This window comes from Candidatus Tisiphia endosymbiont of Hybos culiciformis (assembly GCF_964030975.1).
GTDB lineage: Bacteria > Pseudomonadota > Alphaproteobacteria > Rickettsiales > Rickettsiaceae > Tisiphia.
Genome location: NZ_CAXIQH010000001.1, coordinates 177,068 through 200,727 on the forward strand (window position 1 = coordinate 177,068; position 23,660 = coordinate 200,727).

Below are 23,660 nucleotides of genomic sequence, written 5' to 3' on the forward strand. Positions count from 1 at the left end.
CATTTTTCATTGTTAATCTCAATATCATTTTGTCTTATCATCTTTACTATCGTCAAGAGCTGCTCCAAGTATGTCTCCTAGACTAGCTCCACTGTCAGCAGAACCATATTCTTTGATAGCTTTTTCTCTCCTTTCTATTTCAAGAGCTTTTATTGATAAAGTAATTTTATGAGATGCTTTATCAATGGTAATGATTTTTGCATCAATTCTGTCATTAGGGGCAAATCTTTCAGTTTTTTGCTCGGTTTTTTCACTAGAAAGATCAGTCTTCTTGATGAAGCCCGATATTTTATTGTCTAAAGCAACTTCTATCCTATCATCTTGAACTGCAGTGACTGAGCAAGTAACGACCATATTTTTTTTGTACATCTCAACTTCATCTTGCTGCGTTTCTTCACTTAATTGTTTAATACCTAAGCTTATACGTTCCTTTTCAATGTCAATGGATAAAACCTTACATTCTATTTGATCATTCTTTTTATATGTTTTTAACAGTTCAATACCATTACCTTCCCAGCTTATATCTGTCTCATGAATCATGCCGTCAATGTTATCATCAAGTGCTACAAACATACCAAAGTCAGTGATATTTCGTATTGGCGCTTTAATTATACTACCTATTGGATTACGATGGGCGAACTCAATAAGGGGGTTAGCTTGACACTGCTTAATACTTAAAGATATTCTATGTTTATCAGTATCAACTTCTAAAATTGTGAATTGTACTTCTTGACCAATAGTAAGCATTTTCTTAGGATGTTGATTTAATTTTACCCAACTAATTTCGCTTGAATGAACAAGCCCCTCAATGCCATCTTTTAGTTCAATAAATACTCCATAATCAGCAATATTTGTTACTTTGCCAGTCATTATTGTACCAACCGGGAATTCTTCTTTTATACTTTGCCATGGATTATGGTCAAGTTGCTTCATACCAAGTGAAATTCTCTTAGTTTCTTCGTTAAATTTTATAACTATAACTTTAACTTTTTGATCTAACGACAAAACTTCAGAAGGGTGATTTATTCTACTCCATGAAATATCAGTAACGTGCAATAAACCGTCTACATTACCTGAACTACCTAAAGCGATAAATGCACCATAATCAGTGATATTTTTTACTGCACCATCTAATATTATTCCTTCCTTAATTTTCGATAACATTTCATCCCTAGCCTCAGATCTTGATTCCTCAAGTATAGCTCTTCTAGAAACTACAATATTACCAAGTTTTTTATCCATCTTTAAAATTTGGAATGGTTGTTTGATACCCATTAACGAAGAAATATCTTTTATTGGTCTAACATCTACCTGACTTCCAGGCAAGAAAGCAACAACCCCTGATACGTCAACGGTAAATCCACCTTTTACACGCCCAAATATTACCCCATCAACAAACTGCTTTTTAGCACATGCAATTTCTAAATGTCCCCATGATTCTTCTCTAATAGCTTTTTCACGACTCAATATAGTTCTACCGTTGCGACCTTCAATTTTCTCAATATATACATCAACTATATCACCAACTTCTGGTAAAGGTTGACTACTAGCTAGGGCAAATTCTTCTACGGGAACTCTACCTTCATTCTTTAATCCAACGTCAACTATGATAATTCCTTTGGCAATACCTACTACTTGACCTTTGACAACAGTACCTTCTTTTATATGACTAGTACTTATGGTTTCAAGCATTTGTGCAAAATCCTCATGAGATTGAAGGCTAATTTCTGCAAGTTGGGAAACAAATTTTTTCTTAATTTTCTGCATATTATTCTCTAATACTAGTTGTGCCATCTAGTATAATAAATATAGTCAATTGATTTGAATTTGCTCAAGCGAGTTGCTTTCTATCTCACTAGTAATCAAATCCAACTAAATCAACTATGAATGGTTAATAAATGTAGATAAAACAACCTATGGCACATAAAATATGTTGATGTTACCTAACTGAAATAAACTCCATAATCTTATCAATCACTTTTTCTGGTGATAGATAAGAAGTATCAATTTCTAATGTCCCTGGAGAGGTAGTTAACGGAGCAATATCACGCTCTATATCCCTTTTGTCTCTTGTTTCCAGTTGTTTTAGAACTGCATCAAAGAAACATTCTCCATCTTTCTTTTGCAGTTCTTTATATCTCCTCTTTGCTCTAATAACAATATCTGCTTTGATAAAAATCTTTAAATCAGCCGAAGGAGCCACTACTGTTCCAATATCTCTACCTTCCATTATAATTCTAGGAGTTGTTTTTATTAATTTTACCAAATATACTCCCAGATTATTTCTTACTTCCGGTACAACAGCAACTTGTGAAGCTATATTACCTACAACCTCACTATCAAGTTCTGAATTTTGTATATATTCCGTGGATTTAGATAATTCAATTATTCTATTTATGTCAGTAAGATCAATTTTTTGGTTTATACAAGAAAGAGCAAGGCTTCTATATACAATGCTTGATTGAAAGTAGGTGAGATTAAGTTTTTGTGCTAACATTCGTCCAATTGTACTTTTACCTGATGCTGCTGGACCATCCAGTGCCACTACAAAATTATTGTTGATATCAAAAGCTTGAGATTTTAATGTCATTTATTTATAATTTTATGCTAGATTCTAGCTGAATATTTAAAATAATGCAAATAAAACTTGAAATTAAGGCTATTATAGATTAGACATGTTACTGTTTGATGTATATTTGAATATCTTGTTGCTTTAAGTATAAAATTAAAGCATAAAAAAATAGGGGCGGTTAGCTCAGTTGGTTAGAGCATTACGTTGACATCGTAAAGGTCGGTGGTTCGAATCCACTACCGCCCACCAGTTCTTATCAGACTTCTAGGCTTTTTCACAGTCTTGCTAAACATTTCATATGTAATTCATATGTCACTTCTCAAACAGAATTCCCCAATTTTGACCTACAAAATAGTCTGTTTTTAACCCTGTTACAAGGGGGAAAAATATGACAGAATCATTAACTTTTTCCGACGGTTTAGTTGAAAATGCTGATACTATTTTCTATAACATAGTCGGTAATTTCGTCCCGCCTGAATGGCGAAACCTTACTAATAATTGTGGTAAGCAATTAACTAAAACTTCTCGTCAACTTCTATCTTTGATAGTTTCTTGCATGAAAACTAATCGTTATAATAATACACAAGACTCACAAGAGTTACAAGAAGGCTATCATTTTTTCCAACAAGAGCTAGGAGTTAGTCAAAGTAGGGTTAAACAATGTCTAACAGAATTGCAAAAAAGTGGGTTCATTTATCATACTTTAATTACTACGGTCAAATATAATATAAAATGCCGTAATATTTTATGTATCAAACTTCTTAAGAAATTTACAAGTTTTCGTAAAGCTAATAATAATTCTTATCACTTTAATCACACTAATATCCAGTCTAGCTATCAAAATATTTTAACCCAACCTGGAGAAAATTCTAACTCAACTCAGAAAAAATTAAAAAAAAATGCATCTATATATATCTATATTATCTAGATACGAAAAAAATAAAAAAAATTGTGGACAAAATTGTGGGCAAAATGTGTCAGAGCCTGAATCAACTGAGGAGCAAAGCCTTAATTTACCGCTTGAGGTACCGGAAAAAAGAGGTGAACAAAATGTGGCAGAAATTGAGTCAACTACGGAGCAAAGCTTTAACTTATCGCCGGAGATAACGATAAGTTCAGGTGAACAAAGCTTAGCAGAGCTTGAGTTAGCTGAGGAGAAAAGTTTTAATTTACCTACGGAAGTAACGGTAAGCTCAGTAAATGAAGCGTCACCCTACAATTCCACAGACGGCAACTCCGGCGATGCAACTCTAACTGATGACAAGTCAGACTCAGGCTCCGATTCAGATTCTGACTCAACAGATGGATATTCAGGAGGTAGCGAGTCTGAGCAAGAAGCTAGTGGAAAATTGTCTAGGTGGCTTAGGGATGTTACTAAAATGGCTAAAGGCTTGTATTCACCTATGGAGCTAAAGGAGTTTTATCCATTGACCGAAGAAGATGCTGCTTGGCTAAGAAGGAGAACAGGTCGTGATTTCAATTTGAGTTTCATGAACAAGCTGTTGATTAAACATAGCGTGGACTCTCCTAAAAATCTCTTTCCCTGCAAGCAAGCAGTACTGAATTACATGAGAAAAACTTTGCGTCATGAAATGCGTTCACCAACTGTAGCTAATAACCCAAACTTTAACTTCAAGCTGGACAATACTACCAAGGCAAGAGAGGCTTATTTACGGAAGGTAGAAGCTAGTAAGGGCGTTAACCCACTGAATCAGTTGCAACGCAAGATCGTTGGAGCTTTTAACCCTGATACTGCTTATAAATTGCTGACTAGCTGCAGTTTCTTTGGAGTATATGACGATGAATACAGTATACTTGCAGCAAAACTGCATAACTCTATTAAATTTTTTTGGTAGTATGAATTTATTTTATAAATTTGGGTTCCTACTATGCAAATATCACCGATTAGTAAAAAAACTGGTTGAAAAACTATCAGTTATACTATAACATTTCAATTATTAAACGTAATGAATGAATCAAAATGAAAAAGCCAAAAGTAGCGACCTTAAGTGCTGAGGAACGAGAAGAACTAATACAACATATTAAGGCAAGTTCATTAACAGGAGATGATCAGCAAGCGGTGATAGAACTTGTGAAATTTTGTAACGAACTAATAGACAAGCTAGCATCATCAAACATCAGTATAAATAAGCTTAAGGAGATGATGATTGGTTTTAAGGCAGATAACAAAAAAAAGATAGTTCAGATTCATTAAAAGAACCACCGAGTGAATCTGATAATAAGAATGGTGGTAATGAAGAAGAGTACGATGAGTCCAAGAAGAGAGATCGCAGTAATTGGCAAGGTAAATATGGATTTGATGATTATCAGGATGCGAATACCAGCTATTTATCTCCTGAGAATTTTTGTAGTGGTGATAGCTGTCCTCACTGTGATAATGGTAAACTCTATAATAGTGAAGCTAGAAAATTGCTACAATTTACAGGTAATGCTCCAATTACAGTCAACAGATATGTAAAGAAAACGTTACGCTGTAATGCTTGCGATTATACAGTTATGAACAATAAAAATATCAACAAATGGACAAATAGTAGCAAAAGTGCAATAGTGTTACAAAAGACCTACGGTACTCCCTTCTATCGTTTATCTAGGTTGCAAAGTTTAAGCGGGGTTCCTGTATCCCATAGCTCGTTGTGGCAACAATATTTAGATGTTTGGCAAGAAGGTGGTGGAGCTGAAATTTACAGGGTATTATTGGAAATGGCTGCCGAATGTAGTTCACTGAACCTTGATGATACTAGAGCCAGGATTTTAGAAATTACTGTAGCCAATAAAAAATTACGTACTCAAAATAAGAAAGGACGCAGCTGTTATACCACTACTATATGTGCTAAAACTACAAATAATGAGGTGATAGTTTTATATTTTACCGGTAATAAGCATGGCGGGGAAAATATTGGTAACGTACTAAAGAATCGTAAGAATAGGACTGATTCTATTCATTTAATGACTGATGCAAGTAACAATAATAACCCGGTATTATCAGAAGCAGATAAAGAATTACTGGCAATAATAGTGATGATCAATTGTTTGTCACATGGGCAGAGAAAATTTACAGAGAATGAACCATATTACCCTGAAGAATGCGGATATTTTCTCAAACAGACTGGTGGGATTTACCATAATGAACATCAATGTAAAGAGATGAGCCTTGAGGAAAAGCTGAAGTACCATCAGGAACATAGCAGTAAATATATAGAAAACATATATAACAAAATAGACGAATTATTTAACGACAAGAAAGTTGAGCCTAATAGTAGGTTTGGGCAAGCTATGAAATATTGGTTAAATAATAAAGAAGGTTTGACGCAATTTTTGAAAATTCCAGTTAGCAGTCTTGATAATAATTGGGCTGAGAGGTCACTACGTACCATTATTTTACAAAGGAAGAATTCATTATTCTTTAAAACAATCAATAGTGCTGAGATACATAGTGGTCTGTATAGTATAGTAAAGACTTGTAGTGAGAACGAGATCAATGCCTTTAAATATTTAAATTGGCTGCAAGAGCAGAGCAGCAAAGCAAAGAAGCATCCTACGAATTATACGCCTTTTGCCTATGCAAGATATATAAATAATACGGAATTAATCGAGACGGCAGCTTAAATGACAGGAAGCCAATCATTAGAGAGTTTGGCAGAACTAGGATCACCATTATGAATAAGAATGTGTAAGGTTCTATAACAAATCTGATAAGATGAATTATCAGATGGGGAAAGTTTTGCCGTAAATTTACCTTTGGATAGGCGTTTAGAGCATAACCAAAAGCCTTGACCATCAAAGGACAAAATTTTAATGGCAGTTCTGTTTTTATTATAGAATAAAAACAAGGAACCATTAAGAGGGTTGGAAGAAAGTTTTTGTCTGCAAACAGCTATTAAACCATCGATACCCTTACGAAAGTCGATGGCAATAGTGGCAACAAAAATAACTGACTGAGGGGTTAGTTGCAGCATAGAAATGTCTGAATTATGATTTTTGGATCCAATGTTTGGATAATAAGCTTGGTACCATTTGGTTTAATAATGTGGCAAGTGTAGTAATTTTGTTTGGGAGTAGCCACAGGATCAGTATCTATAGAATTTACTAGTTGAAATGGAAGGAAATTAATATCTTGTTGCAGTTTTGCTGCAAGTATACGTTGAATTGAACTAATTATTGTTTTATTAATATTGAGATGTTTGGCTATATCTTTGCAAGAATAGTGATGGAGTAGCTGGCGAACTAATTCCTTTAGATGGTTTGGTATGGGATCAAACTTGTTAGTTTTAGTTTGACGCCAGGCTTTAAATTGCTGAGCTACTTGCTCAATAGTAATTGATGGTATTTGCATAGTAGGAACCCAAATTTATAAAATAAATTTTATACTAACAAAAAAATTAGATAGAGTTATGCAGTTTTGCTGCAAGTATACTAAACTCTTCCTATCTTATATTTAGTAGAGTGTAAATTGTAATCATCTATTGCCCCCCTATTGTAATAAACTATTGACCCACGGCGGCCTCATGAACAATTAGTTAATTTTGGTTAAAATTCAGATAAAATTCCCTAAAATCATTGGTAATTTTTAATTTATATAATAGTATATTATTTTAATCTTTATTCTGCATCTTTTCCTCCTCTAAAACTTTTATTACCAGTTTCTATGATTTGACAATGATGGGTTAGCCTATCGATAATTGCCTTTGTTGCCTTAGGATTACCAAATATATAGTTATGCCTATAGGATTAGGTGATAAAGAACATAACTATTGTAAGTTGTCATTCCCGCGTAGGCGGGAATCTAGATACCTGCTTTCGCAGGTATGACACAAAGTTTGTATCACCTAATTCAATAGGTTTCACTATATCTTCCCATTCTTCAAATCTCAAATGGGTGGTTATGATAAGCGAGGACTGTTCATATAATTTTGCAAACAGCTTAAATAGTAAGAATCTAGCCTCGGGTTTTATTGGTACATATCCCAGTTCATCTATCACAATAACATTGAATCTCTTAACTGAATCGATGAATTTGAGCTCATAGTTATGCATTCTAGCATTTAGTAATTGGCTAGCTAATTCATTTAAAGTGTAGAACCTTACCCTGTAACCCTTTTCAACTGCAGTAAATGCTAAACCAATTGCTAGATGAGTCTTGCCTGACCCAAAACCACCAATTAACATTATATTCTGCTGATTATCAACATTTTTGTATATCACAATGGCTAACCAATTTAGCTTGGCTATAGTGAAACCTATTGAATTAGGTGATATAAACTTTGTGTCATACCTGCGAAAGCAGGTATCTAGATTCCCGCCTTCGCGGGAATGACAACTTACAATCGTTATGTTCTTTATCACCTAATCCTATGAGCATAACTATAAATGTATTTTACTGTAACTGCTGCAATCAGCGTCTGGTGGAGTTTTTAACTGAATAAACTTATATTCATTGATATCTACTTGTATAGCTGGTTGTAAATACTGCTCAACTAATTTAGCACTACAGCCACCAATAGTAATTGCTAAATTACAGGCATTAGTCACCTTGTCTAATCCATACTTATTAACCAACTGCAGAATTGCTATAAATTGTTCTTCTCCCCAGTCAAATTGAAAAGATTCTCCAGGTTCAAAATTTAGTGGAATAAAAACTTGTTGACCCTTTGCTTCGCGTTCTCTACGAAATGCCCTGACAATTAGATTCACAGTTTCATAACTTCCTGTGTAACCCGATATCTGTAGCTGTTGGTATAGTTTCTTTGCCGTCATTCTGCGTCGAACCGGCTCCTTGCTATTCTCTACTAATAACTGATTTAGTACTGCAAGATGATTACCAAGAACCGGTTTATCTTTGGTATATTTTGCTAACTCAAATTTGGTTTGATCACTACGAATGACTTTTTTTACTGTATTCTTTGATATATTCAATTCTCTAGCAATTTTTTTAATTGCCTTACCATCAACGTGGTACATCCTACGTATTCTTCCTATTGTTTCCACTATAAACACCCCTTTAAAACTCCTTAAAAAAATATTAACAATATTAATTTTTCGGAGATATTGTTACTTATTTAGGGGGGCAATTTTCATTACAATTTTTCCTTTAAAGGGGTCAATAGATGATTACAATTTACATAAATCAGCTTATTTTGTGTGGTAAGATTCATATAGGCAGCAAAATATCCCTTCTTGGAATGGACGGGGTGTAGTGGGGGATAGAAAAAAGTAGATGTGTTTTTTACAGGTACTGCTGGTAAATGAAAGGCTGTAAAGAAAATTAGGATAAAGTAAAGTTTGTGCGTGATATTATGAGAAAAAATATACTTACTGATATGTCAACTCACATTTGCATTTATAAACAAAAACAAATATTGGCTCTAATATCCTATGTGAAACTCTAGCATTTGACTCTCAGAAGATAATTGATTAGTTAATGTCGTTTTATTATATATTTTATTTAGTATACAGTACAATAATTATTGAAAAGTATTACGTGATACTTTATACTTCTTCATATGAAGTATAAGATATTAAACAATAAAAAGCGTCAACTCGATGTTCTAAGACCATTAACTCCGGAATTGGTTAAAAATTTGGAAGAATGGTTTAAAGTGGAGCTTACCTATACCAGCAATGCGATTGAGGGAAATAGCTTAACACGAAAGGAAACTGCTGTTGTAATTGAAAAAGGTTTAACAATTGGTGGCAAATCATTAGTAGAACATCTGGAAGCGACAAATCACGCACAGGCTTTGGAGTTAATTCATAAAATCCAGCAAAAGAAAACTTGTGAAATTACTGAAAATGATATTCTAGCAATCCATGGTCTTATCTTAAAGGGAATTGATGATCATAATGCTGGATGTTACAGACGAGTGCCAGTACGTATTTCAGGTTCAAGAGTAATAATGCCTAATCCAAGGAAAGTACCAAACTTGATGGCAGATTTTATGGTATGGCTAAAATCACGTGAAGATATGCATCCTGTACAACTAGCAGGAGAAGCACATTATCGGTTGGTAACTATCCACCCCTTTTCAGATGGCAATGGTCGAACTGCACGATTATTAATGAATTTAATTCTAATAATTGAAGGTTATCCACCAGCTATTATCAGACCACAAGAAAGGTTACCTTATATAACATCTCTAGAAACCTTGCAGCTTGGTGGTTCAAAAGAAGCATATGAAAAAATTATCTTTAATGCAGTAAACCGCTCTCTTGATATTTATCTTAAAGCAGCAAAAGGTATAAACTCTCCAGATATAATATTATCAGAGAAGTTATTGAAAATTGGCGAACTTGCAAAAGCAGTTAATGCGACTGTACCTACAATTCGTTTTTGGACTAAGGAAGGTTTATTAGAAATCGCCGATGTTACTAAATCACGCTATCAGCTTTACTCACCTGACATGATTGAACAATGTACAAAAATTCAACGACTGAAAAAACGAAAGATAACACTAAATGAAATCAAGAATCTAATATAATCTTAGATTTCCCCAAACTTAACATAGCTTCTAGCTAAAATCAAGAAATAATGGGGCTTCCCGTTACCCACGGCGGTCTCATGAACAGAAGGTAAAGAAATGTTAATAATAAAGTTTTTGCAAATAGTGGAGTAATATCGTAAGAATCTCTTAATAAAATAATTATTATTTGGAGATAGTGATGTTAAGAGAGAGAGAATTCGTCAAGAACTTTGCAGAACATTTTTGCGATATAGTTATGCCCATAGGATTAGGTGATAAAGAACATAACGATTGTAAGTTGTCATTCTTAGCAACGGCGGGAATCTAGATGCCTGCTTTCGCAAGGTTAACACAAAGTGTGTATCACCTAATTCAATAGGTTTCACTATATTGAAGATCATAGACAAGAAAGTAAGATAGCATATCCCTTAATAGAGTTAGTGTTTTTAGCAATAGTAGCGGTTGCCGCACGGGCGGAGAGTTGGGAGGAGATTGAAGAATTTGGCAAGGCACATATTGATACTTTGAGAGAATATTTTCCGTTTGAAAATGGTACGCCTAGTGATTGTACAATTAGACGTTTTTTTACTAGTCTTGATTCTAGTCAATTAAATAAGGTGTTAGTAAAATATTTTACTAACAATTTAAGTGAAAAACATTATGCAATAGATGGTAAAACGCTGAGAGGAACAAAACATGAGGGTATCAGAGCATTACATTTTTTAAATGTATATGCAGCTGAATCAGGTATAACTTTATTCGGCAAAGTTATTGATATAGTGAAACCTATTGAATTAGGTGATACAAACTTTGTGTTAACCTTGCGAAAGCAGGTATCTAGATTCCCGCCTTCGCGGGAATGACAACTTACAATCGTTATGTTCTTTATCACCTAATCCTATGAGCATAACTATAGACGTGGTATTTAACGAGGATGCAAGTAGCATAAGACAAGGCAATGCTCCTGCGAATATGGCAATTATCAGAAGATTTGTATTAAATATTTTAAATAAAATAAAGACTAAAAGGGAGACTAGACCCAAAATGATGCTTACTATGGGTTGGTCACCAAAGAACTTAAAACGTTTTACTAATGCTTTAATAGAAATTAACTAATTGTTCATGAGGCCGCCGTGGCTGATCAGGGTGGTACTTTTGTTGAACAATTACGGCTGGCTGAAAGTCAGGGGCGTATTGGCTATGTGCCATTTGATGCAAGCTATCAGGTTAATACTTATTGGGATATAGGTATTGTTGATTATACGGTGATTTGGTTTGTTCAAGAAAAACAAGACTATGTCGATATTATCGATTTTTATATGAATAGGGGTAAAGATTTAGAGTTTTATCTTAATCATTTAAGAACTAGACCCTATCAATATGGGCGTAACGTATTGCCCCATGATATGAGCCGAAGACAAATGCCGACTTTGGATACTCGGTTACAACAAGCTAATGAAATAGCAGAAAAAGTAGGCTTTTCACCATTTGCTATTGGTAGGAAATATTTACGGGAAGAGATGATAACTAAAGTAAGAAGTTTGCTAGGTAGGTGTCGAATAGATGCCGAGAAATGTCAGCGTGGTATTAACGGTCTCTATGAGTTTGATGCTACTAAAAGGGGCGTGCATTCTAGCTCCTCGAGAGCTACTGATATAACCGAGAGCTTTTGTTATTTAGCGATGGACGTTAAAACTGGTAATGAGCAACAGCAATCACAATATAATATATCACAATATCGTAAAGTGGTGAATGATTATAATGCTTTGGAGAGATAAAGAGCTGATATGAAAGGAAGGAGTATAAACATAAACAGCTATAATATAGATGAGGTAGTATAATGCTTCCATTGTTAGCAGCCCTAGCTGTAAGTGCAGGGTGTGTTGGAGCCTATTGTAGCGATACTATTTCTAAGGGTATTATTAGGGGTATTACTAAGATTCCTGGTGTCAGGTATCTTACTGGTGCTGATTTAGCAAGGCACAAGCGTAACTATGAAGAATCACGCATTCGCTATAATAATTATGCTCATGAAGCACAAACTACTATCAATAATCTATCTGGCGAAATACAGCAATCGATGCAGGGTTTACGTTCTCTAGAAGGGCAACAATACCACTATAGCAATAGAAGCTATGAGATGGAAAACCAATTAAATCAGTATGCTAGCCAATATGATAATAACTTAAAGAATATAGAAGCCCAAAGAGCTAGGTTATCTTCCTCAGCTCAGCAACTTAAACAATCTTTTGAAAGCTTAAAACAGAAGGCTCCAGCTCTTGAAGCAAGAATGAGAGAAGTGGAACAACTACCGGGTGTCTTCCAAAATCTCTACGATCGAGTAGCCCAGCAGAAAGACAGTTTGCGAGGTTTAACTGAAGAAGAAGCCGGCAGTGCAATTGCTAAACATCAGCAAGATGTTGAGTCATTAAAAAAGCAACGTCAGGCAATAGAAGAGAAAATCCGTTATTCTATGAATGATATTACCAGGGAACATAAAAATATAAGTATGGAGAAAGCTGAGCTTGAGCATCAGTTAGGTAACTATCAAGCAAGTCAAGATCGTCTATTGCAAGATACTAGTAAATTTGATCAGGCAAGATATCAATTAACCAGCATGATTGACCAATATAAACAACAGCAAAACAGAGCAGAACAAATAGAGACTGATTATGCTAATCGGCAATCGCATATTCAGGGTCTACAAGATAAGTTAAGGAGTTATAGTAGGATCTGCACAAAGCCAGTTGGATAGCTATGCTCACGATGTAAAGTGGCGGGCTGGAAAATATGAGAAATCAGCTGGAATCACTGGTTTGGTACAGGGGGGAGTTCTTGGTCTCGCAACCTTCGGAGCTACTATGGGACTCGCAGGACTCGCAGGATTCGGAGGACTCGGAGCAGGAATAGCTGCTGGGACAGGTTCAGGGTTAGTTGGTATTGGTCATTATATGAACACATCAAATATTGCTAATAAACTGGGAAACCTTGAAAAAATTGATCTTGCTAATAACCATCAATATGATGGTATGTCAGGCAATTTAGACCAAATGGCAAGATATGGTAGATCAGGACTAGAAAAAATGCCGATAGCTGAGCTTGGTGGTTTAAAACAAGCAGTAGAACATTTTAACATGAGGTCAGTACCTAGACTACAAGATTTACCGAAATTATCTGAATCTCTGGGCAAGATAGTCTCACTTAAAGATATTGAAGGATTAACCCTTGGTTTGCCTAGCATGACTGCAGCTAGTGGCAAGAAATATAACTACGAGGTGTTATATGATAACGAATTTATCAAGAAGCTCAAGAAAGTGTCAAAGAAGCTTGGCGAACCATATTTAAACCCAAACTCAACCATAAATCCAAACACAAACACACGTAATATGGTAACAGCATATGGCTGATAAGGATTTAAACAAAAAAATTGAATATTTTGACAGTCTCAAGAGCAAGAGGGAGAAATGGCATCATATATGGGATGAGCTGAAGAAATATGTTTGTCCACAAACTGAAAGTAATAAAGTAATATTTGATTCAACTTCTATTTGGTCAAGGGAGCAATTAGCATCAGGTTTACAAAGCTTGTTGGTAAACCCAGCAATGAACTGGTTTAACCTTACTATAGTCGCTGAAAATGACGAGCAGCAGGAATATTTAACCACCACTGAACGTAACATGCTAGCTCAAATGCTAGAAAAAACTCTAATGGATATATTCAATAATCCGGCTTCTAATTTTTATAATCAGATTCATCAGTTTTTTTTGAATTTATCAGCCTTTGGTACTGCGATATTCTATGTTGAAGAAGATTTAGAATTAGCACAAACTCTGTTCTTTCGTAATATTAATTTACAAGAATGTTATTTTGAAGAGGACAAGTTTGGTTTTGTTAAGACAATGTACCGACTCTTTAGCATGCCGATAAAATCGGCATCAGCTAAATGGGAAGACTTTGCCCCTTTCAAGGAAAGGCTAGCCAAAAATCCTGATGAAATAGTAGAAATATTGCACATAGTTAGCCCGCAAGCTCAAAATCAGAAAAATAAAGGCAGAAAATCAACGGCAGCTAGCCCCTCAACATCTAGCTCATCAACACTTGAATATAGCTCAGAATATATCTACCTAGCTGAGCAAAAAATTATCAGTCAATCAGGTTATTCTTATTTCCCATTTTTTGTGACAAGGTGGGTAAAAGAAGAAGGTGAAGTATATGGCTATGCTCCTGCTCATCATGTGCTACCTGATATTAAACTACTCAATAGTTTAAGACAAATCACCCTAAAAGTAGCCCAGAAACAGCTAGACCCACCATTATTAGTGCCAAAAGACGGATATTACTTACCGCTCTATACTACGCCGGGTAGTGTTAATTTCTACCGTAATGGTATGGCAGATAAAATAATACCACTAACTGGTATGGAAAATATTTTGCCTACTGAAATCGAACAAAATCAATGCCGCGATGCCATATACAAGGCATTCTATATCGATATATTCAGGATGCAAAAGGAAAACAAAGAAATGACTGCTACCGAGGTGCAAATTAGGACAGAGGAACAATACCGTTTAATGTCCCCAATGGTTGGTAGAATTGAGAGTGAGCTGTTAAATCCGTTAATCATGGCAATATATCAAACGCTAATCAAATATAACAGAGTACCGATCTTAGAGGGAGCAAATAGCCCACCCGAGATAGAGATTGAATATGTTTCACCACTATCCAAGGCACAGAAAACATCAGCAATAGCCAGCGTTGAGCAGGTATTAGGTTTTTTTCAACGAAGTGGTATCAGTAACTTTTTGGCTCTGTCCAGAAAAGTGTGTAAATTTCGAGATAGGTTATATAGTCTCCCCGTCAAAAGTCTAGAAGGATAATATATAATATGGTTAGCGGGTAAAAATATCTAGATAATCCATAAGAAAATGCTATAATATTGGCAGAAACCTTATGGATTGTATGAATTATGCCGATAGAAGATATAATAAAATCCCAAAAACAAGGACAGCTTTTTGGTTATAAATTGACCGAAGAATTAAACCCTAATAACAAGTTATATAAATTAAGATCGTTAATAAATTGGACTGTTTTAGAGGAATGGTTATTGACAAATGTTAATATCAAGAAATTTGGTAGGAATCGCAGATGTCACAGGTTATTACTTGGAGTAACTATGCTGCAAGCGATGTATAACCTGTCAGATGCTGCAGCTGAAGAAGAGCTGAGAGAGAACGTATATTGGCAATATTTTTGTGGTTGGGAATATTTGCAGAAAGATGCTGAGATATCAGAAGCTAGTATACGAAGGTTTCGTGCTATATTAGGGGAAGAAGGATATAATGAGATATTAAAAGAATTAACAAGAATTGGTTGCAAAGTCGGAGTGCTTAAAAAAAAAGACTTAGCATCGATAATCGTTGATACTACAGTACAAATTAAGAATATTAAGTATCCTCATGATGTGTATTTGATGGATAAGGCAAGAATAGAGCTAGTAAAGTTATGTCATACTTTAGGCATTAAGTTACATGAGACATATGCCAAGCAATATAAAAAAGACATAGTAAAATTATGGAAATATAAGGATAATAGTAAAGCCAAAAAACGTAAGAAGGTAATGCAACATTTAAAGATATTGCTGGGTCGTTTAATAAGAATATGTCAGCGAGAAATAGCAAAAACAAAGTTAAGTTTGTCATTAAAGCAGCAAGAAATACTAAATAAGATTAAAAAGATTCAGGCACAATCTATACTGAGTAAAGCAGAGAAAGAGCGATATAAGGAGGATAATAAAGTATTATATAGTTTTCACGCACCGGAGGTAGAGTGCATAGGTAAAGGGAAATTAAACAAACCCTATGAGTTTGGTAACAAGGTTTCGATAGCAGTAAGTGGTCGAGGTAATTTTGTATTAGCGGCCAAATCATTTCATGGCAATCCATATGATGGTCATACATTATCGCAGACTGTAGAGGTTGTAAAGAAATTAACAGGAGTGGGAATAGCCAGGACATTTGTTGATTTAGGCTATAAGGGGAATAATTTTAAAGAAAAAGACAAGGTGTATAGCCCATATTGCAAGAAGAAGCTATCCTCAGATGATAAGGCAATGATCAAGAGAAGAAGTGCTATAGAGCCGATAATAGGACACCTTAAGCATTATGGTAGAGTTGGCAGAAATTACTTAAAAGGAGTAATAGGAGATATAATAAATCCGTTAATTTCCGCTGTAGGATTGAACTTACGGTGTATTGCTAATCACCTGCTCAAAACAAATTTTTCTACATAAAAATTAGCAAATAAAGAAAATTAATCAAACGATTACAAAATCGTTAACAAAACGTCATGCAAAAATTTTCTAAAAATCATCTTTTTATATCAAAAAATTACATCAGAACAATTAAACTCTAAAATTTTATACAAAAATTTTTTGCTAAGGTGCTAATTTTTGAATTTTTTGCACTTTTGACGGGGAGACTATATATAAAAATATAACAAAAAAGGAAATTACATGAATAAAAAAACAAATGAATCAATAAAGCAAGCAGTAGATTTATTAATAGATAATGATACAGATGTAAGCACAATACTGAAAGAAGGAGGATTATTAAAAGAATTGACCAAACGCTTGATAGAGAAGGCATTGCAGTCAGAATTGAATAATCATCTAGGCTATGATAAATACAGTCGTGTAGATAATGATAATGCTCGTAATGGTATAACTAGCAAAAAACTGATCTCCGAACATGGAGCGGTTGAGATAGAAGTACCAAGAGATAGGCGTAGTACCTTTGAACCAGCAATACTACCGAAAAGACAAAAACGTTTTGATGGTTTTGATGATAAAGTCTTATCATTATATGCTAAAGGTATGAGTGTATCTGATATTAAGGTTCAATTACAAGAGTTGTATAGTGTTGAAATAAGTGAGAGTTTAATCAGTCAGATCACCGATGATGTAATGGATGATGTAAAAGCTTGGCAGAGTAGACCGTTAGAAGAGATATATCCGATAGTATTTTTTGATTGTTTAGTAGTAAAAGTTAGGCAAGACAAAAGGATAATTAACAAGGCAATATATGTTGCATTAGGGATTGATTTATCTGGTAGAAAAGATATATTGGGATTATGGATCAGTGAAAATGAAGGGGCAAAATTTTGGCTTGGTAATTTTACTGAAATGAAAAATAGAGGATTAAAGGATATACTGATTGCCTGTAGTGATAATCTTACTGGTATGTCTGAGGCGATAGAAGCAGTTTATCCAAAAACAGAACATCAATTATGTATTGTACATCAGATTAGAAATAGTTTAAAATACGTATCATATAAAGATAGGAAGCAGGTGGCTAGCGATTTAAAGCCGATATATACTGCAGCAACGGAAGAACAAGCACATTTAGCTTTAGTATATTTTGAAGAAAAATGGAATAAACAATATCCACAAATTGCCAAATCATGGTATAATCATTGGGATAATTTAATGATTTTTCTAGGATATCCAGAGGCAATTAGAAAGGTAATTTATACCACTAATTCAGTTGAATCTGTTAATAGTCAATTGCGTAAAGTAACAAATAATAAGCGTGTTTTCCCTAGTGATAGTGCTGTTTTTAAAAGCTTATATTTGACAATTGACTATATGACCAAAAAATGGACTATGCCTATTCCCAACTGGAATGAAGCTATGGCTCATTTGATGATCAAATTTGAAGATAGGCTTAACAAAATTTAATGACCTATTTTGGAAATTTACACACTTTTCTGGACAGAGCCAACTTTTTTCCGTATACTTGCAGCAAAACTGCATAACTCTATCTAATTTTTTTGTTAGTATAAAATTTATTTTATAAATTTGGGTTCCTACTATGCAAATACCATCAATTACTATTGAGCAAGTAGCTCAGCAATTTAAAGCCTGGCGTCAAACTAAAACTAACAAGTTTGATCCCATACCAAACCATCTAAAGGAATTAGTTCGCCAGCTACTCCATCACTATTCTTGCAAAGATATAGCCAAACATCTCAATATTAATAAAACAATAATTAGTTCAATTCAACGTATACTTGCAGCAAAACTGCAACAAGATATTAATTTCCTTCCATTTCAACTAGTAAATTCTATAGATACTGATCCTGTGGCTACTCCCAAACAAAATTACTACACTTGCCACATTATTAAACCAAATGGTACCAAGCTTATTATCCAAACATTGGATCCAAAAATCATAATTCAGACATTTCTATGCTGCAACTAACCCCTCAGTCAGTTATTTTTGTTGCCACTATTGCCATCGACTTTCGTAAGGGTATCGATGGTTTAATAGCTGTTTGCAGACAAAAACTTTCTTCCAACCCTCTTAATGGTTCCTTGTTTTTATTCTATAATAAAAACAGAACTGCCATTAAAATTTTGTCCTTTGATGGTCAAGGCTTTTGGTTATGCTCTAAACGCCTATCCAAAGGTAAATTTACGGCAAAACTTTCCCCATCTGATAATTCATCTTATCAGATTTGTTATAGAACCTTACACATTCTTATTCATAATGGTGATCCTAGTTCTGCCAAACTCTCTAATGATTGGCTTCCTGTCATTTAAGCTGCCGTCTCGATTAATTCCGTATTATTTATATATCTTGCATAGGCAAAAGGCGTATAATTCGTAGGATGCTTCTTTGCTTTGCTGCTCTGCTCTTGCAGCCAATTTAAATATTTAAAGGCATTGATCTCGTTCTCACTACAAGTCTTTACTATACTATACAGACCACTATGTATCTCAGCACTATTGATTGTTTTAAAGAATAATGAATTCTTCCTTTGTAAAATAATGGTACGTAGTGACCTCTCAGCCCAATTATTATCAAGACTGCTAACTGGAATTTTCAAAAATTGCGTCAAACCTTCTTTATTATTTAACCAATATTTCATAGCTTGCCCAAACCTACTATTAGGCTCAACTTTCTTGTCGTTAAATAATTCGTCTATTTTGTTATATATGTTTTCTATATATTTACTGCTATGTTCCTGATGGTACTTCAGCTTTTCCTCAAGGCTCATCTCTTTACATTGATGTTCATTATGGTAAATCCCACCAGTCTGTTTGAGAAAATATCCGCATTCTTCAGGGTAATATGGTTCATTCTCTGTAAATTTTCTCTGCCCATGTGACAAACAATTGATCATCACTATTATTGCCAGTAATTCTTTATCTGCTTCTGATAATACCGGGTTATTATTGTTACTTGCATCAGTCATTAAATGAATAGAATCAGTCCTATTCTTACGATTCTTTAGTACGTTACCAATATTTTCCCCGCCATGCTTATTACCGGTAAAATATAAAACTATCACCTCATTATTTGTAGTTTTAGCACATATAGTAGTGGTATAACAGCTGCGTCCTTTCTTATTTTGAGTACGTAATTTTTTATTGGCTACAGTAATTTCTAAAATCCTGGCTCTAGTATCATCAAGGTTCAGTGAACTACATTCGGCAGCCATTTCCAATAATACCCTGTAAATTTCAGCTCCACCACCTTCTTGCCAAACATCTAAATATTGTTGCCACAACGAGCTATGGGATACAGGAACCCCGCTTAAACTTTGCAACCTAGATAAACGATAGAAGGGAGTACCGTAGGTCTTTTGTAACACTATTGCACTTTTGCTACTATTTGTCCATTTGTTGATATTTTTATTGTTCATAACTGTATAATCGCAAGCATTACAGCGTAACGTTTTCTTTACATATCTGTTGACTGTAATTGGAGCATTACCTGTAAATTGTAGCAATTTTCTAGCTTCACTATTATAGAGTTTACCATTATCACAGTGAGGACAGCTATCACCACTACAAAAATTCTCAGGAGATAAATAGCTGGTATTCGCATCCTGATAATCATCAAATCCATATTTACCTTGCCAATTACTGCGATCTCTCTTCTTGGACTCATCGTACTCTTCTTCATTACCACCATTCTTATTATCAGATTCACTCGGTGGTTCTTTTAATGAATCTGAACTATCTTTTTTTTGTTATCTGCCTTAAAACCAATCATCATCTCCTTAAGCTTATTTATACTGATGTTTGATGATGCTAGCTTGTCTATTAGTTCGTTACAAAATTTCACAAGTTCTATCACCGCTTGCTGATCATCTCCTGTTAATGAACTTGCCTTAATATGTTGTATTAGTTCTTCTCGTTCCTCAGCACTTAAGGTCGCTACTTTTGGCTTTTTCATTTTGATTCATTCATTACGTTTAATAATTGAAATGTTATAGTATAACTGATAGTTTTTCAACCAGTTTTTTTACTAATCGGTGATATTTGCATAGTAGGAACCCAAATTTATAAAATAAATTCATACTACCAAAAAAATTTAATAGAGTTATGCAGTTTTGCTGCAAGTATACATTTAAGTTGTTGCTCAGTAAGTTTATCACCTTGGTCTTTTATTGTTAGTCTTATTGCTTCAATTGATTTTTTACTTTTAGTAGCTTCTGATATATTTAGTTCAAAATCTAGAATATCATCCTCTAGAAAAATACCCACCAGATTACTATCAACATTATTGTTGATAGCATGAATCACCAGGCTTTTTATTACTGCCTTCAGTTTTTCTGGGTCACATATTATATTAGGATATTTTATTTTATATCGGCTCATAAACCGTAATGGTTGAGCAAATAATTTTTCACATTCTACTACTACTTCATTTACTAAATCCATAATGTTGATTTTAGTAAGCTTAATATGCACCTGATGTCTTACTCTATGAGTAATAGTTGAAAGATATAAAGCTCCAGCCTCTATTCGTTTTATTATTTCACATGATTCTTCAGTGATCCGAGAAATCTGGTCTTTATTATCTGTTTTTTGTAGTTTTGCACATAATTCTTTAAGTTGAAGGTACAAGGTATTAAGTTGCTGTTGTTCTTGAGTTGTTATTCTATTAAAAAACTCTTCTTCATGTTGTGTTACTTTTATCAAATCATGCGTTAGTTTCCTTGATTTTGCTTCCCATGCACTCTTCATGGTTTCAGACAGTTCTTCATATTTTTGTTTTGGTTTTAGAAATGCTATTAATACACTACTAAATAGCAACAAAAGGAAATTTATTTGAAATTGTATACTACCGAAATTACTAGTTAAATAGTCTTCACCCATATAACATTTAAAAAATTGCAATGATGCAAATGTACCAAAAATCGTTATAAATAAAGCTACTTGCCACCTAAGCAATATCCCTGTAATTAACAAATTAATAATAAATATTATTAATTGTAGTTGATGAAATTCGCTAATCATGACCAACATACTTCCAACACAAATCAATAGATATAAAATACCTAGATTCCAAGCTAATGCTATAAAGCTCTCGTTTTTAAATCTAGGAGGCCATATTGGATAAGTTACAAGCCCGGTAGATATTATTAATACTGAGTGGTAAATGAAGTGATAAATATCAGCATATTTTGTGCTATAATATTCTGAAATAGTAAATAACGAGGAATAAGTGGATATTATTACAAAGAAGCCAAATAGAAAATAAGTAATTTCATTTTTTGGTAGATTGCCTTTACAAAAATTTATCAGATTAAATTGTTTGATTGAACTAATAATTTTTCTGAATTTTCTTTTACGTTCCAGTCTGAGAGCGATTATAGGGCTGGGGTCTTTCACACCAATCCAACCACCAGCTTGTTTAAAAAAGTAATGGCTAAACATCAAAGTTAACAAATTAGCTGCCATAGCTGGTACGGTAGCCCCCATTTTTACATTTAAGATTTTAAAACTAACTGCTGTAATAAATCCAGCAAACATTCCAACTAATACCGCTTTACTACTACTACGAAAGCCTAGGATTGCTAAAAGGAAAGGTGCTGAAACTACAGGCATATAAACACCTAATACTATTAGCAGTAAATCAAGTATACTACTTGCTTTGAAAGCTAGGAAAATAGCAAAAATACCAACAAAAACAGCGGAAATACGTAATATAATGAGATCACTAAGATTATTACGTTGAAGCACCCCAGGCGTCATTGTGAGACCACGTGAGTGTAGTGGCAATCCGCTTTCCTGGATTGCTTCGTCGCCACAAAGTGGCTTCTCGCAATGACGTGTATGTACCCCACTCGTCATTGCGAGGAGTAGCGAAGCACGACGAAGCAATCCATTTTTAATCACTTTCTTGGATTGCTTCGTCGCCACTAAAGTAGCTCCTCGCAATGACGAGTTAGTTGGGGTCACTAAAGTGGCTCCTTGCAATGACGGAGTAATGTTAGTTGGGTTAGGTATAAAATTTAATAATTTTAAAATATCATTAGTAAATAATATAGCTGAAGAGTTAATGTATGAGTCTGCAGTAGACATAATTATCGCGATAATACCTATAGCAGTAAGTCCTCTTAATCCTGGATAGCTGTGATTCTCTATAATATGGGCTAATAAATTATTAGGGTTAAGATTAGGATTATCTGCCAGTAATAATATTCCAACCCAGATTGTTATTACTAATATCACAAGACAAATTAAACCTGCTGTTATAAAAGACTGTCTAGCTTGCATGACATCCTTAGCCATTGCCAATCTCTGGAAAAAAACCGGTTGAAAAGCTGGAATTAGATAAACTAATAACAAGAAAAAGGAACTTATAGACTTAGAGTTATAGAAATTAAATACCTGACTATAATCAAATAAAGGGCTTTCATTAATTGTTACAAAAACTTTATGAGGATCATGGAGAGTTCCCCAAATTATCAAAGTAATTACAGGAACGATAGTGCCAAAAGTAAAAAATTGTATTATATCTGTAAAAGTAACAGCCCTGATACCACCAAAAGCCGAGTATAATATCACTATAACAGCACTTGCCAAAACGGCATAAAAACTGGAAACATTAAAGAAAAGTTGCAACATGGTAGCTGAAACCTTAAATTGCAATGCAACTATTCCTATACAAAGGAAAATACCTGCTACGGCTGTAACCAATTGAACTTTTTTACCATACAGACTCCCCATGGCTTCAGCTATGGAAAGATTACCTAGAAACTCTGCCATACGTGGAGCTAATAAGTAACCAACGATTATCAGAGCCAAAGGTTCACAAATTGCCGGAATGATAAAGTATAGACCTTGTCTATAAGATTCAGTAATTGCCCCAGAAAAAAAACCACTACCAATACAAGTAGCAATAATTGTAGCAGTTATAGTACTGGTGGAGAAATTGCGGTTGCCTATAGCATATTCGTTAATATTTTTTATACCACGACTAAAAAATAGACCTACTGCTAAGTTAAAAGTTAAAAAGGTAGCGAAAATGGTTGTATCCAAATCCCAACTTAAATGCATATAATCTTCCCCTGAATGTCAAAAAACTGTAAATTTTTGACCACCAAAGACAAGATTTTTAGAAGAAGTGAATCTAGATTGGTGATCGGGGAGTTAGCAAAACTGCCGACAGACAGCTATGATAGACGCCATCAGGCTCAAATGTAAACACTTGAGCCTTGAACATACGACTACCATCCCCCCGACCATAAAAGACCGAGAAGCACCATTTTTACGGTATAATGCATACCGCTGTCAGATAAAGGTTGCTAAACC

27 protein-coding genes, 1 tRNA gene and 2 pseudogenes are annotated in these 23,660 nt (G+C 34.4%); 18 read left to right on the forward strand and 12 right to left on the reverse strand.

Annotated elements, in window-relative coordinates; translation table 11 throughout:
• Window positions 1-24: 24 nt before the first annotated feature.
• Window positions 25-1,767: a 30S ribosomal protein S1 gene (locus ACQH2P_RS01050; RefSeq protein ID WP_425364074.1), complete on the reverse strand. Its 1,743-nt coding sequence runs from the start codon at window positions 1,765-1,767 to the stop codon at window positions 25-27.
• A 172-nt stretch (window positions 1,768-1,939) separates the two neighbouring features.
• The gene (gene cmk / locus ACQH2P_RS01055; protein WP_425362667.1) at window positions 1,940-2,590 is read right to left on the reverse strand and encodes a (d)CMP kinase; all 651 of its coding nucleotides are present in this window, start codon (window positions 2,588-2,590) and stop codon (window positions 1,940-1,942) included.
• Between the two features lie 154 nt (window positions 2,591-2,744).
• On the opposite strand from cmk, the gene ACQH2P_RS01060 reads away from it, so the two are divergent.
• The 6 genes from ACQH2P_RS01060 (at window position 2,745) to ACQH2P_RS01085 (ending at window position 6,199) form a co-directional block, all read left to right on the forward strand.
• Window positions 2,745-2,821: transfer RNA gene (locus ACQH2P_RS01060), tRNA-Val, on the forward strand.
• A gap of 139 nt (window positions 2,822-2,960) precedes the next feature.
• Complete coding sequence (locus ACQH2P_RS01065) at window positions 2,961-3,500, forward strand: hypothetical protein (RefSeq protein ID WP_425362668.1); 540 nt, start codon at window positions 2,961-2,963, stop codon at window positions 3,498-3,500.
• A complete protein-coding gene (locus ACQH2P_RS01070; RefSeq protein WP_425362669.1) occupies window positions 3,472-4,428 on the forward strand; it encodes a hypothetical protein in 957 nt (318 codons plus the stop codon). The genes ACQH2P_RS01065 and ACQH2P_RS01070 overlap by 29 nt, the downstream gene beginning before the upstream one ends.
• 125 nt (window positions 4,429-4,553) lie before the next feature.
• A complete protein-coding gene (locus ACQH2P_RS01075; RefSeq protein WP_425362589.1) occupies window positions 4,554-4,787 on the forward strand; it encodes a hypothetical protein in 234 nt (77 codons plus the stop codon).
• 30 nt (window positions 4,788-4,817) lie between these two features.
• Window positions 4,818-5,051, forward strand: a complete 234-nt coding sequence (locus tag ACQH2P_RS01080; protein WP_425362621.1) for a hypothetical protein — start codon at window positions 4,818-4,820, stop codon at window positions 5,049-5,051.
• A gap of 38 nt (window positions 5,052-5,089) precedes the next feature.
• Window positions 5,090-6,199 carry an IS66 family transposase gene (locus tag ACQH2P_RS01085; RefSeq protein WP_425362670.1) on the forward strand — a complete coding sequence of 370 codons (1,110 nt, stop codon included), beginning with the start codon at window positions 5,090-5,092 and terminating at the stop codon, window positions 6,197-6,199.
• Here ACQH2P_RS01085 and tnpB (ACQH2P_RS01090) read toward each other — a convergent pair.
• From tnpB (ACQH2P_RS01090) to ACQH2P_RS01110, 5 genes and pseudogenes are all read right to left on the reverse strand, one after another.
• Window positions 6,196-6,549: an IS66 family insertion sequence element accessory protein TnpB gene (tnpB, locus tag ACQH2P_RS01090; RefSeq protein ID WP_425362591.1), complete on the reverse strand. Its 354-nt coding sequence runs from the start codon at window positions 6,547-6,549 to the stop codon at window positions 6,196-6,198. The two genes, ACQH2P_RS01085 and tnpB (ACQH2P_RS01090), sit on opposite strands and share 4 nt — an antisense overlap.
• Window positions 6,537-6,926 carry a hypothetical protein gene (locus ACQH2P_RS01095; protein WP_425362660.1) on the reverse strand — a complete coding sequence of 130 codons (390 nt, stop codon included), beginning with the start codon at window positions 6,924-6,926 and terminating at the stop codon, window positions 6,537-6,539. Before ACQH2P_RS01095 ends, tnpB (ACQH2P_RS01090) begins: the two co-directional genes overlap by 13 nt.
• A gap of 266 nt (window positions 6,927-7,192) precedes the next feature.
• A complete protein-coding gene (locus tag ACQH2P_RS01100; protein ID WP_425364075.1) occupies window positions 7,193-7,303 on the reverse strand; it encodes an ATP-binding protein in 111 nt (36 codons plus the stop codon).
• 141 nt (window positions 7,304-7,444) lie between these two features.
• Window positions 7,445-7,795, reverse strand: a pseudogene (locus ACQH2P_RS01105) (ATP-binding protein); the annotation flags it as partial.
• 159 nt (window positions 7,796-7,954) lie between these two features.
• Window positions 7,955-8,587, reverse strand: a complete 633-nt coding sequence (locus tag ACQH2P_RS01110; protein WP_425362671.1) for a helix-turn-helix domain-containing protein — start codon at window positions 8,585-8,587, stop codon at window positions 7,955-7,957.
• 506 nt (window positions 8,588-9,093) lie between these two features.
• Between ACQH2P_RS01110 and ACQH2P_RS01115 the strand changes: the two genes are divergently transcribed.
• The 3 genes and pseudogenes from ACQH2P_RS01115 to ACQH2P_RS01125 form a co-directional block, all read left to right on the forward strand.
• Entirely contained in the window at window positions 9,094-10,068 is a 975-nt protein-coding gene (locus tag ACQH2P_RS01115) for a Fic family protein (RefSeq protein WP_425362672.1), read from the forward strand.
• A 181-nt stretch (window positions 10,069-10,249) separates the two neighbouring features.
• Window positions 10,250-10,378 carry a hypothetical protein gene (locus ACQH2P_RS01120; protein ID WP_425362673.1) on the forward strand — a complete coding sequence of 43 codons (129 nt, stop codon included), beginning with the start codon at window positions 10,250-10,252 and terminating at the stop codon, window positions 10,376-10,378.
• 58 nt (window positions 10,379-10,436) lie between these two features.
• A pseudogene (locus ACQH2P_RS01125) lies at window positions 10,437-10,751 on the forward strand (ISAs1 family transposase); the annotation flags it as partial.
• Here ACQH2P_RS01125 and ACQH2P_RS01130 read toward each other — a convergent pair.
• Window positions 10,709-10,942, reverse strand: a complete 234-nt coding sequence (locus ACQH2P_RS01130; RefSeq protein WP_425362674.1) for a hypothetical protein — start codon at window positions 10,940-10,942, stop codon at window positions 10,709-10,711. The pseudogene ACQH2P_RS01125 and the gene ACQH2P_RS01130 overlap by 43 nt on opposite strands.
• A gap of 8 nt (window positions 10,943-10,950) precedes the next feature.
• Here ACQH2P_RS01130 and ACQH2P_RS01135 point away from each other — a divergent pair, with 8 nt between their 5' ends.
• The 9 genes from ACQH2P_RS01135 (at window position 10,951) to tnpB (ACQH2P_RS01175) (ending at window position 18,650) form a co-directional block, all read left to right on the forward strand.
• The gene (locus ACQH2P_RS01135; RefSeq protein ID WP_425362675.1) at window positions 10,951-11,166 is read left to right on the forward strand and encodes a hypothetical protein; all 216 of its coding nucleotides are present in this window, start codon (window positions 10,951-10,953) and stop codon (window positions 11,164-11,166) included.
• A gap of 17 nt (window positions 11,167-11,183) precedes the next feature.
• Window positions 11,184-11,828 (forward strand): hypothetical protein, encoded by a 645-nt coding sequence (locus ACQH2P_RS01140; protein WP_425362676.1) that lies wholly within the window; start codon window positions 11,184-11,186, stop codon window positions 11,826-11,828.
• Window positions 11,829-11,890: 62 nt separating this feature from the next.
• A complete protein-coding gene (locus ACQH2P_RS01145; RefSeq protein ID WP_425362677.1) occupies window positions 11,891-12,805 on the forward strand; it encodes a hypothetical protein in 915 nt (304 codons plus the stop codon).
• Window positions 12,798-13,457 carry a hypothetical protein gene (locus ACQH2P_RS01150; RefSeq protein WP_425362678.1) on the forward strand — a complete coding sequence of 220 codons (660 nt, stop codon included), beginning with the start codon at window positions 12,798-12,800 and terminating at the stop codon, window positions 13,455-13,457. Before ACQH2P_RS01145 ends, ACQH2P_RS01150 begins: the two co-directional genes overlap by 8 nt.
• Window positions 13,450-14,928 (forward strand): portal protein, encoded by a 1,479-nt coding sequence (locus tag ACQH2P_RS01155; RefSeq protein WP_425362679.1) that lies wholly within the window; start codon window positions 13,450-13,452, stop codon window positions 14,926-14,928. Before ACQH2P_RS01150 ends, ACQH2P_RS01155 begins: the two co-directional genes overlap by 8 nt.
• An 89-nt stretch (window positions 14,929-15,017) precedes the next feature.
• Complete coding sequence (locus ACQH2P_RS01160) at window positions 15,018-16,340, forward strand: IS5 family transposase (RefSeq protein WP_425362593.1); 1,323 nt, start codon at window positions 15,018-15,020, stop codon at window positions 16,338-16,340.
• Window positions 16,341-16,562: 222 nt separating this feature from the next.
• On the forward strand, window positions 16,563-17,786 hold the full coding sequence (locus tag ACQH2P_RS01165) for an IS256 family transposase (RefSeq protein ID WP_425362497.1): 1,224 nt from the start codon (window positions 16,563-16,565) through the stop codon (window positions 17,784-17,786).
• Between the two features lie 133 nt (window positions 17,787-17,919).
• Window positions 17,920-18,309: a hypothetical protein gene (locus ACQH2P_RS01170; RefSeq protein WP_425362660.1), complete on the forward strand. Its 390-nt coding sequence runs from the start codon at window positions 17,920-17,922 to the stop codon at window positions 18,307-18,309.
• The gene (gene tnpB, locus ACQH2P_RS01175) at window positions 18,297-18,650 is read left to right on the forward strand and encodes an IS66 family insertion sequence element accessory protein TnpB (RefSeq protein WP_425362591.1); all 354 of its coding nucleotides are present in this window, start codon (window positions 18,297-18,299) and stop codon (window positions 18,648-18,650) included. The genes ACQH2P_RS01170 and tnpB (ACQH2P_RS01175) overlap by 13 nt, the downstream gene beginning before the upstream one ends.
• Here tnpB (ACQH2P_RS01175) and ACQH2P_RS01180 read toward each other — a convergent pair.
• The 4 genes from ACQH2P_RS01180 to ACQH2P_RS01195 form a co-directional block, all read right to left on the reverse strand.
• Window positions 18,647-19,756, reverse strand: a complete 1,110-nt coding sequence (locus tag ACQH2P_RS01180; protein ID WP_425362670.1) for an IS66 family transposase — start codon at window positions 19,754-19,756, stop codon at window positions 18,647-18,649. The genes tnpB (ACQH2P_RS01175) and ACQH2P_RS01180 overlap by 4 nt on opposite strands.
• A gap of 38 nt (window positions 19,757-19,794) precedes the next feature.
• Window positions 19,795-20,028 carry a hypothetical protein gene (locus tag ACQH2P_RS01185; RefSeq protein WP_425362621.1) on the reverse strand — a complete coding sequence of 78 codons (234 nt, stop codon included), beginning with the start codon at window positions 20,026-20,028 and terminating at the stop codon, window positions 19,795-19,797.
• Between the two features lie 30 nt (window positions 20,029-20,058).
• Complete coding sequence (locus tag ACQH2P_RS01190) at window positions 20,059-20,292, reverse strand: hypothetical protein (RefSeq protein WP_425362589.1); 234 nt, start codon at window positions 20,290-20,292, stop codon at window positions 20,059-20,061.
• A gap of 125 nt (window positions 20,293-20,417) precedes the next feature.
• Window positions 20,418-23,405, reverse strand: coding sequence for a sodium:solute symporter family protein (locus ACQH2P_RS01195; RefSeq protein ID WP_425362680.1), 2,988 nt, complete (start codon window positions 23,403-23,405; stop codon window positions 20,418-20,420).
• Window positions 23,406-23,660 lie beyond the last annotated feature (255 nt).